This window comes from Flavobacterium sp. (genome assembly GCF_044361015.1).
Taxonomy (GTDB): domain Bacteria; phylum Bacteroidota; class Bacteroidia; order Flavobacteriales; family Flavobacteriaceae; genus Flavobacterium.
In genome coordinates, this window is sequence record NZ_JBIKJL010000080.1 from 1 (window position 1) to 7,352 (window position 7,352).

The following is a 7,352-nucleotide window of genomic DNA, read 5'->3' on the forward strand; positions in this document are numbered from 1 at the left end:
AATGTTGCAAAGCGAAGTGGATAAAAATCCTGATTCTGCCGGTTTTTTGTTTGATGGTTTTCCAAGAACAATTACTCAAGCCGAAGCTTTGGATGCGTTTCTGACTTCTAAAAATCAAGAAATTACTGCCACTGTTGCATTAGAAGCAGATGATAATATTCTAGTTCAACGTTTATTGGAAAGAGGAAAGACCTCGGGACGACCAGACGACCAAGACGAAGAAAAAATTAGAAACCGTTACCAAGAATACAACGAAAAAACCGCTCCCTTAATGGAGTATTATAAAAATCAAGGAAAATTTCATCTTGTAAATGGGATTGGATCGATTTTAGAGGTTAACGAACGATTAAACTTTGTCTTCGACAACTTGAAATAAATAGTTATTTATCTAAAATTTGGCAATTTAGTCTTGAATTTTTTAGATATTTGCATAATTAAAAAGGAGCTTCATCCGTAATATCGGAAATGATGCTCTTTTTTTGCTAAAAAAAAACAAATGGAAATTCTAATAATTTTATTTTTAATTGTATTGAATGGTGTTTTTTCGATGTCGGAAATTGCACTGATTTCAGCTCGAAAAAGCCGTTTAGAAACTGCCGCTAAAAAAGGCAATCCTGCTGCAAAAGTGGCATTGGATTTGGCTAATTCTCCAAACAAATTTTTGTCAACCGTTCAAATCGGAATTACGTTAATTGGCATATTAACCGGTATTTATTCAGGAGATAAGATTACCACTGATGTTCAAAACTTTGTGGCCGGTTTTGAAATGTTAAAGCCTTACGCAAACTCTATTGCAGTTGGAATTGTAGTTGTTGTTTTAACATTTTTTTCATTAGTTTTAGGTGAATTAGTTCCAAAAAGAATTGGTTTAAATTACCCTGAGACCATTGCAAAAGCGGTTGCTGTTCCAATGAAAATTGTTTCAAAAATCACCGCTCCGTTTATTTGGCTGTTAACCATTTCTACCGAATTTATTTTAGATTTATTCAGAATAAAACCTACTGCCGATGGTAAAGTGACAGAAGAAGAAATAAAAGCCATTATTAAAGAAGGTACTGAAGTAGGTGAAGTTCAGGAAATTGAACAGGATATTGTTGAACGTGTTTTTCACATTGGTGATAGAAAAGTCAATTCGTTAATGACCCATCGTTCATCTGTAGTCTATCTTTCCTTGGAAGATACACTTCAAGAGCTAAAAGAAAAAGTATTGGAGGAGTTGCATTCTTTTTATCCTGTTTGTGGTGAAAATATGGATGATATCGAAGGAATTGTTCTTTTGAAAGATTTATTTGTAAGTTTTGAAAAAGGCATTTTTGACTTAAAAACTATAACGAAAGAACCTGTATATTTTATTGAGCACACCTCGGCTTATAAGGCTTTAGAAAATTTTAAAAAATCAAAAGTACATTATGCTCTGATTGTTGATGAACACGGCGTTTTTCAAGGAATAATCACATTGAACGATATTTTGGAGGCTTTAGTGGGAGATGCTTCGGATTTTTATGATGAAGAATTTCAATTAGTTGCACGCGAAGACGGCACTTGGCTGGTTGACGGACATTATTCATTACACGATTTTCTTACCTATTTTGATATGGATGAAAATGTTAATGATTATGATGTAACTACCGTGAGCGGATTTATTATCACCGAATTAGGAAACATTCCTAAACAAGGTCAAAAATTAATTTGGAATAAATTAGAATTTGAAGTGATTGATATGGATGGCGTTAAAATTGATAAAATCCTAATCAAAAACTTAAAAGAATAAAAAATAGTTATCAGTTGGCAGTTATTAGTAAGCAGTTGATTTAACTTATTTTCAGATAACTGACAACCGACAACAGAAAACAAAACTATGACAGAAGGAAATTTCGTAGACTACGTAAAAATATATGTTTCATCCGGAAAAGGAGGGAAGGGCTCTTCTCATTTACACCGTGAAAAATTTATTGAAAAAGGTGGTCCTGATGGTGGAGACGGAGGTCGTGGCGGTCACGTTTATTTAAAAGGGAACAAAAGTTTGTGGACACTATTTCATTTAAAATTTGTCAAACACATGCGTGCCGGTCATGGTGGTGATGGAGGAAGTTCCAGAAGTACCGGACATGACGGTGAAGATAAATATGTAGAAGTTCCCTTGGGAACCGTTGTAAAAAACATCGAAACAGGAGAAGTTTTGTTTGAAATCACTGAACATGATGAAGTGAAAATTATAGCAAAAGGAGGAAAAGGAGGTCTTGGAAACTGGCATTTTCGTTCGTCAACCAATCAAACACCTCGTTATTCACAACCGGGTATGCCGGTGGAAGAAATCGATGTGATTTTGGAACTAAAGGTTTTAGCTGATGTTGGCTTAGTCGGTTTTCCAAATGCAGGAAAATCAACATTGCTGTCGGTTTTAACTTCAGCAAAGCCAAAAATTGCCGATTATCCATTTACAACCTTGAAACCCAATTTAGGAATTGTGGCGTATCGCGAATTTCAATCGTTTGTAATTGCTGATATTCCGGGTATTATTGAAGGAGCAGCCGAAGGAAAAGGTTTGGGTCATTACTTTTTGCGTCACATAGAACGAAATTCAATTCTGTTGTTTTTAGTTCCTGCGGATGCGAAAGATATTAAAAAAGAATATGAAGTTTTGTTGGATGAATTGCGAAGATACAATCCCGAAATGTTGGATAAAGACCGTTTCTTGGTCATTTCAAAATGTGACTTGCTGGATGATGAATTGAAAATAGAATTAAAAAAACAATTGGACAAAGAACTTAAAGGAACGAACTATATGTTTATTTCATCGGTTGCTCAACAAGGATTGCAGGAATTGAAAGATGGACTTTGGACGATGTTAAATCCATAATAGGTATACTTTCTACAAAGCATTAAAAGCATCCTGAATGGGATGCTTTTTTTATGAAATTCTAAATATTTCGTTAAAAAATACTACATCGTTGTAGTTTTTCAAACAATCAAGGGTGTTAAATTGCTAATTTGAATTATATTCGCAAAGATTTAATAACTAATAGAAAATGAAAAAATTTATTTTAAGTTTCGTTGCGGTAGTTGCCTTATTTCCGGCTACTTTGTTCGCAAATGAAGGAATGTGGTTTTTAATGCACATTCAGCGTTTAAACCAACGCGATATGCAGAAAATGGGTCTGCAATTAACTGCTGAAGAAATCTACAGCATTAACAATTCAAGTGTAAAAGATGCAATCGTTCAGTTTAATGGAGGTTGTACTGCGGAAATGATTTCAAAAGATGGTTTGGTTTTAACCAATCACCATTGCGGTTATGATGCTATTGCTGAATTATCTTCTACAGAAAGCAACTATTTACGAGATGGATTTTGGGCACAAAATCGCAAAGCAGAATTAAAGCCAAAGAGTTTATTTGTTCGTTTCTTTGTTCGTATGGATGATGTTACAAAAAGAATGTTGGCTGTAGTTAATGATAAAATGACTGAAGCAGAACGTGAAGCAGCCATTAATCAGGAAACTGCTAAAATTCAAAAAGAAAATGACGGTGGCGGAAAATATACTGTTTCTGTTCGTCCTTTCTTTCAAGGTAATGAATATTATTATTTCGTTTACCAAGATTATAAGGATGTACGATTAGTTGGTACACCTACAGAAAGCATCGGCAAATTTGGTGGAGATACTGACAACTGGGAATGGCCTCGCCATACAGGTGATTTCTCTTTGTTCAGAGTATATGCAGATGCTAATGGAAATCCAGTAGAATACTCAGAAAACAATGTGCCTTTGAAACCAAAACACCATTTACCAATCAGCTTAAAAGGTGTGCAAGAAAATGATTTCGCGATGATTTTAGGATATCCGGGGCGTACAAACCGATGGATGCCGGCTGAAGGAATTGAGCAAAATGTAAAATATGCTTATCCTGCTTGGGTTGAAGGTTCAAAAATGGGCATGGACAAAATGAAAGTCCACATGGATAAAGACGATGCGGTGCGTTTAATGTACGCTTCAAAATATGCCGGTGTGGCCAATTATTGGAAAAATCGTCAAGGTATGATCGATGCGTTAAGCAAATTTAAAACAGCGGATGCAAAACGTAAAAATGAAGCTAAATTTAATGCTTGGGCAAACAAGCCTGCAAACAAATCTAAATATGGTGAAGTAGTGCCAACCATCAATAAATATTATGCCATGACCAATGAAAAAACTCGTCATGACAATTATTTACAACAATTGTTGAGAACTAGTGCTTTTGGAACAATTTCCAGAGGCTTAGGGAAACAATTGGAAGGATATGCTAAAGCTGATGTGGCCAAAAGAGCCCAATTAAAACCAGGTTTACAAGAAATGATAGATGGTTTTTTTGGGGAAGTATATTTACCGGCAGAAAAAGATATTTTAGCAGGTCAATTAGCTTTGTATAATGCAAAAGCAGGATATAAAATTGCTCCGTCTGTAGAAGAAATGGCTAAAGCAAATAACAATGACTTTACAGCTTATGTTAATGCGGCTTTTGAATTGAGTATGTTTACATCAAAAGAAAAATTGAATGCCTTTTTGGAAATTCCTAGTGAAGCCATGATAACAAACGATCCGTTAAATAAATTATCAAATGATTTGTTAACGCATTTAACTACTCGTTCTGACGAATTGACACAAGCTCAAAATGATTATTCAAAATCCTACCGTTTGTTGGTGGAAGGATTAAGAGAATCAAAATTGTCTACAATCCAATATCCGGATGCTAACTCTACTTTGCGTTTAACTTACGGTAAAGTACGTGCATTACCTGCGGATAAAAGAAACGATGCAAAAATCAATAACTATACTACTTTAGAAGGTATGGTTAAAAAACATAAAGCTGGTGATGAAGAGTTCAATTTGTCTCAACCGCTAATTGATTTGTATAATAAAAAAGATTTTGGTCAATATGCTGATAAAGATGGTTCATTGCATGTGAACTTTTTAACAGATAATGATATCACTGGAGGAAATTCAGGTTCACCTGTTCTAAATGGAAAAGGAGAATTAATTGGATTAGCTTTTGACGGAAACATCGAAGCAATGGCCGGAGATGTTATTTTTGATGACAAATTACAAAGAACAATCAATGTAGATATCCGTTTCGTTTTATTCATTATTGAAAAATATGCCGGAGCAAAAAATATTATTGATGAATTGACAATTGTCAAATAAGGAATATTGTTATTATTAATTCATTAAAAATCTGCTTCAGTAATGGAGCAGATTTTTTTTTATTGCTAACATTAGTATAAAGAACATTTAATTATCTCGGCAATTTATTATTTTTGAAAACAAATTCCAGCTATGAAAATTTTAAGTGTATTTATTTTTATAATTTCCATGTCCACAATGGCAAATTCAGACTTCGAAAAAGCCGAACAATTATTTCGTCAAAATAAATTGGTTGAAGCAAAGGCACTTTTTGAAAAGCACTTAAAAGCCAATCCCAATCATACCAAAAGTTTAGAATATTTGGGAGATATTGCCGGAAAAAATAAAAACTGGGATGAAGCGATTGGATACTACAAAAAAATTAAAATACAATATCCATTAAATGCCGATTATCATTACAAGTATGGAGGTGCGTTAGGAATGAAAGCTAAGGAAATCAATAAGTTTAAGGCTTTGAATTTATTGGGAGATGTAGAAGAATCTTTTTTAACTGCTGCAAAATTGGACCCCAAACATATTGATACGCGTTGGGCTTTGGTGGTATTTTTTACCGAATTGCCCGGCATTGTAGGTGGAAGTGAAACGAAAGCTCAAAAGTATGCCGATGAATTAATGAAACTTTCTAAAGTAGATGGTTTCATGGCCAAAGGTTATATTGACGAATATTTTAAAAGGTATACAAAAGCTGAAATCAATTATAAAAAAGCTCACGAAATTGGCAATTCGAAAACGACCTTTCAAAAGTTATACGACTTGTATAAAAATAAAATGAAGCAATCCCAAAAAGCGGAAGAATTAAAAAAGAAATTTGAAAAATAAGAAAAAGTTTAAGATAGTTTAATTTAGTTTAAAATTGTTTAAGTGTCCTTGTCAATCCATTTTCTGCCATCAGACCTATAATTAATAAAATATGAGTAATGAAATTATTCCCCCCTCGGGAGTCAGGGGGCTTCACTTTATAGCCATTGGCGGAGCCGCCATGCACAATTTAGCACTTGCCTTACACCACAAAGGTTATCACGTTACAGGAAGTGATGATGCTATTTTTGAACCTTCAAAATCACGATTGCAAAAACACGGACTTTTACCCGAAGAAATGGGCTGGTTTCCGGAGAAAATCACCTCAGATATCGAAGCAATTATTTTAGGAATGCACGCCAAAGCAGATAATCCTGAATTGTTAAAAGCCAAGGAATTAGGATTAAAAATTTATTCCTATCCTGAATTTTTATACGAACAATCAAAGAATAAAACCCGTGTCGTAATTGGTGGTTCGCATGGAAAAACAACTATAACTTCCATGATTTTACATGTGATGCATTACCATAATATCGAAGTTGATTATATGGTAGGAGCACAATTGGAAGGTTTTGACACGATGGTCCATCTTACCGAAAAAAATGATTTTATCGTTTTGGAAGGCGATGAATATTTGTCGTCACCAATTGACCGAAGACCAAAATTTCATTTGTATCAGCCCAATATTGCCTTACTTTCAGGAATAGCTTGGGATCATATTAATGTCTTTCCCACTTTTGAAAATTACGTAGAACAGTTTGAAATTTTTGTCAATCAAATAACCAAAGGCGGTATTTTGGTCTATAACGAAGAAGATGAAACGGTGAAAAAAGTAGCCGAAGAAACCACTAACACCATCAGAAGGTTGCCTTATCAAACACCAAGTCATACTGTTGAAAACGGGATAACTTATTTAGACACACCCGAAGGACCAATGCCTATTGAAGTGTTTGGAGCACATAATCTTAACAACCTTGCAGGAGCCAAATGGATTTGTCAAAATATGGGAGTAGATGAAGCCGATTTTTACGAAGCCATTGCCAGTTTTAAAGGAGCTTCCAAACGTTTGGAAAAAATTGCCGAGGGAAAAGGGAAAGTTGCTTATAAAGATTTTGCTCATTCGCCCAGTAAAGTTTCTGCAACCACAAAAGCGGTAAAAAATCAATATCCTGATAGAAAATTAGTAGCTTGCTTAGAATTACACACCTACAGTAGTTTGAATGCTGAATTTCTAAAGGAATATGAAGGAGCGTTGGATGCTGCTGATATTGCTGTTGTTTTTTATTCACCCGATGCAGTAAAAATTAAACAATTGGAAGAAGTAACCTATGATCAAATTGCACAATCCTTTAAACGAAAGGATTTGATTATTTATAC

Annotated in this window: 6 protein-coding genes; all 6 read left to right on the top strand. The window is 34.4% G+C overall.

The genetic code is table 11. From position 1 onward, the window contains the following. Window positions 1–376, top strand: a 376-nt coding sequence (locus tag ACIQ2Z_RS12110) for an adenylate kinase family protein (RefSeq protein WP_396184425.1), incomplete at its 5' end; no start/stop codon positions are given. A 171-nt stretch (window positions 377–547) separates the two neighbouring features. Next, the gene (locus tag ACIQ2Z_RS12115; RefSeq protein ID WP_396184431.1) at window positions 548–1,771 is read left to right on the top strand and encodes a hemolysin family protein; all 1,224 of its coding nucleotides are present in this window, start codon (window positions 548–550) and stop codon (window positions 1,769–1,771) included. Window positions 1,772–1,858: 87 nt separating this feature from the next. After that, window positions 1,859–2,860: a GTPase ObgE gene (obgE, locus tag ACIQ2Z_RS12120; RefSeq protein WP_396184427.1), complete on the top strand. Its 1,002-nt coding sequence runs from the start codon at window positions 1,859–1,861 to the stop codon at window positions 2,858–2,860. A 169-nt stretch (window positions 2,861–3,029) separates the two neighbouring features. Continuing rightward, a complete protein-coding gene (locus tag ACIQ2Z_RS12125) occupies window positions 3,030–5,177 on the top strand; it encodes a S46 family peptidase (protein WP_396184428.1) in 2,148 nt (715 codons plus the stop codon). 132 nt (window positions 5,178–5,309) lie between these two features. Continuing rightward, window positions 5,310–5,996 carry a tetratricopeptide repeat protein gene (locus tag ACIQ2Z_RS12130; protein ID WP_396184429.1) on the top strand — a complete coding sequence of 229 codons (687 nt, stop codon included), beginning with the start codon at window positions 5,310–5,312 and terminating at the stop codon, window positions 5,994–5,996. Between the two features lie 91 nt (window positions 5,997–6,087). Then, a partial coding sequence (gene murC, locus ACIQ2Z_RS12135) for a UDP-N-acetylmuramate--L-alanine ligase (RefSeq protein WP_396184430.1) occupies window positions 6,088–7,352 on the top strand: 1,265 nt, incomplete at its 3' end.

What these genes read in the sequence shown, in the direction of transcription:
- ACIQ2Z_RS12115 (WP_396184431.1), top strand. Translation starts at nt 548, where the DNA reads ATGTCGGAAATTGCACTGATTTCAGCTCGAAAAAGCCGTTTAGAAACT.
- obgE (WP_396184427.1), top strand. Translation starts at nt 1,859, where the DNA reads ATGACAGAAGGAAATTTCGTAGACTACGTAAAAATATATGTTTCATCC.
- ACIQ2Z_RS12125 (WP_396184428.1), top strand. Translation starts at nt 3,030, where the DNA reads ATGAAAAAATTTATTTTAAGTTTCGTTGCGGTAGTTGCCTTATTTCCG.
- ACIQ2Z_RS12130 (WP_396184429.1), top strand. Translation starts at nt 5,310, where the DNA reads ATGAAAATTTTAAGTGTATTTATTTTTATAATTTCCATGTCCACAATG.